Source organism: Paraburkholderia sp. GAS348 (genome assembly GCF_050434205.1).
Classification (GTDB): Bacteria; Pseudomonadota; Gammaproteobacteria; order Burkholderiales; family Burkholderiaceae; genus Paraburkholderia.
This window is the reverse complement of record NZ_JBNPVT010000055.1, coordinates 1-2917: the sequence shown is the minus strand read 5'-3', so window position 1 is coordinate 2917 and position 2917 is coordinate 1. Positions and strand designations below refer to the sequence as shown.

Here is a 2917-nt window from a genome sequence, read left to right as displayed (position 1 = left end):
CGTTGACGAACACGCAGGTCGCGGCGTTGGGCACGGCCCAGCTCACCCAGAACGACGTGAACGGCTCGTCCGCTCTCTCGGATCTGAAGACGAGCCAGATCGCCGCGCTGACGGCGGCTCAGGTGGCAGGGGTGTCGACGGGCGGTATCGCAGCTCTCTCGTCGGTGCAGATCCAGGCGTTGACGAACACGCAGGTCGCGGCGTTGGGCACGGCCCAGCTCACCCAGAACGACGTGAACGGCTCGTCCGCTCTCTCGGATCTGAAGACGAGCCAGATCGCCGCGCTGACGGCGGCTCAGGTGGCAGGGGTGTCGACGGGCGGTATCGCAGCTCTCTCGTCGGTGCAGATCCAGGCGTTGACGAACACGCAGGTCGCGGCGTTGGGCACGGCCCAGCTCACCCAGAACGACGTGAACGGCTCGTCCGCTCTCTCGGATCTGAAGACGAGCCAGATCGCCGCGCTGACGGCGGCTCAGGTGACAGGGGTGTCGACGGGCGGTATCGCAGCCCTCTCGTCGGTGCAGATCCAGTCGTTGACGAACACGCAGGTCGCGGCGTTGGGCACGGCCCAGCTCGCCCAGACCGTCGGGGGCAGCTCCTCGTCCGCTCTCTCGGTTCTGAAGACGAGCCAGCTGCAGGCACTGACCGCGACTCAGGTCAACGGCGTCGTTGGTAGCCTCACCACCGGTCAGCTGGATGCACTGACGGTCACCCAGGTCCAGGGCTTGACGAGCACCGGCATCGGTGCGCTGACGTCCGGGGAAGTGCAGTCCCTCACGAACTCACAGGTCGCGGGCCTGAGTGCGGCGGCACTGGAGTCGGGTGACAGCGTCGGCTCTACCGCGCTCAGCGATCTCTTGACCACTCAGGTGGCGGCGCTGACGGCGACCCAGCTGAAAGCGATCGGGACGGTAGGCATCGGTGAGCTGTCGTCGGTGCAGATCCAGTCGTTGACGAACACGCAGGTCGCGGCGTTGGGCACGGCCCAGCTCACCCAGAACGACGTGAACGGCTCGTCCGCTCTCTCGGTTCTGAAGACGAGCCAGATCGCCGCGCTGACGGCGGCTCAGGTGACAGGGGTGTCGACGGGCGGTATCGCAGCCCTCTCGTCGGTGCAGATCCAGGCGTTGACGAACACGCAGGTCGCGGCGTTGGGCACGGCCCAGCTCACCCAGAACGACGTGAACGGCTCGTCCGCTCTCTCGGATCTGAAGACGGGCCAGATCGCCGCGCTGACGGCGGCTCAGGTGACAGGGGTGTCGACGGGCGGTATCGCAGCTCTCTCGTCGGTGCAGATCCAGGCGTTGACGAACACGCAGGTCACGGCGTTGGGCACGGCCCAGCTCACCCAGAACGACGTGAACGGCTCGTCCGTTCTCTCGGATCTGAAGACGAGCCAGATCGCCGCGCTGACGGCGGCTCAGGTGACAGGGGTGTCGACGGGCGGCATCGCAGCCCTCTCGTCGGTGCAGATCCAGGCGTTGACGAACACCCAGGTCGCGGCGTTGGGCACGGCCCAGCTCGCCCAGTCCGTCGGGGGCAGCTCCTCGTCCGCTCTCTCGGTTCTGAAGACGAGCCAGCTGCAGGCACTGACCGCGACTCAGGTCAACGGCGTCGTTGGTAACCTCTCCACAGCTCAGCTGCAAGCACTGACGGTCACCCAGGTTCAGGGCTTGACGAGTACCGGCATCGGTGCGCTGACGTCCGGGCAAGTGCAGTCCCTCACGAACGCACAGGTCGCGGGCCTGAGTGCGACGGCACTGGAGTCGGGTGACAGCGTCGGCTCTACCGCGCTCAGCGATCTCTTGACCACTCAGGTGGCGGCGCTGACGGCGACCCAGCTGAAAGCGATCGGGACGGTGGGCATCGGTGAGCTGTCGTCCGTGCAGATCCAGTCGTTGACGAACACGCAGGTCGCGGCGTTGGGCACGGCCCAGCTCACCCAGAACGACGTGAACGGCTCGTCCGCTCTCTCGGATCTGAAGACGAGCCAGATCGCCGCGCTGACGGCGGCTCAGGTGGCAGGGGTGTCGACGGGCGGTATCGCAGCCCTCTCGTCGGTGCAGATCCAGTCGTTGACGAACACGCAGGTCGCGGCGTTGGGCACGGCCCAGCTCACCCAGAACGACGTGAACGGCTCGTCCGCTCTCTCGGATCTGAAGACGAGCCAGATCGCCGCGCTGACGGCGGCTCAGGTGACAGGGGTGTCGACGGGCGGTATCGCAGCCCTCTCGTCGGTGCAGATCCAGTCGTTGACGAACACGCAGGTCGCGGCGTTGGGCACGGCCCAGCTCACCCAGAACGACGTGAACGGCTCGTCCGCTCTCTCGGTTCTGAAGACGAGCCAGCTGCAGGCACTGACCGCGACTCAGGTCAACGGCATTGCCGGTAGCCTCACCACCGGTCAGCTGCAAGCACTGACGGTCACCCAGGTCCAGGGCTTGACGAGCACCGGCATCGGTGCGCTGACGTCCGGGGAAGTGCAGTCCCTCACGAACTCACAGGTCGCGGGCCTGAGTGCGGCGGCACTGGGGTCGGGTGACAGCGTCGGCTCTACCGCGCTCAGCGATCTCTTGACCACTCAGGTGGCGGCGCTGACGGCGACCCAGCTAAAAGCCATGTCGACCAGCGCGATTGCGGCAATGCAGTATTCGCAGATCCAGGCGTTGACGAACACCGACGTCGCGGCGCTGAGCACGGCCCAGCTCACCCAGAACGACGTGAACGGCTCGTCCGCCCTCTCGGATCTGAAGACGAGCCAGATCGCCGCGCTGACGGCGGCTCAGGTGACAGGGGTGTCGACGGGCGGTATCGCAGCCCTCTCGTCGGTGCAGATCCAGTCGTTGACGAACACGCAGGTCGCGGCGTTGGGCACGGCTCAGCTCACCGCGGTCGACAACGCGAACAAATTGCTTCT

At 66.4% G+C, this 2917-nt stretch carries 1 protein-coding gene; it reads left to right on the top strand.

What is annotated here, in order from left to right:
* A partial coding sequence (locus P3T22_RS33090) for a beta strand repeat-containing protein (RefSeq protein ID WP_429327265.1) occupies positions 1-2917 on the top strand: 2917 nt, incomplete at both ends.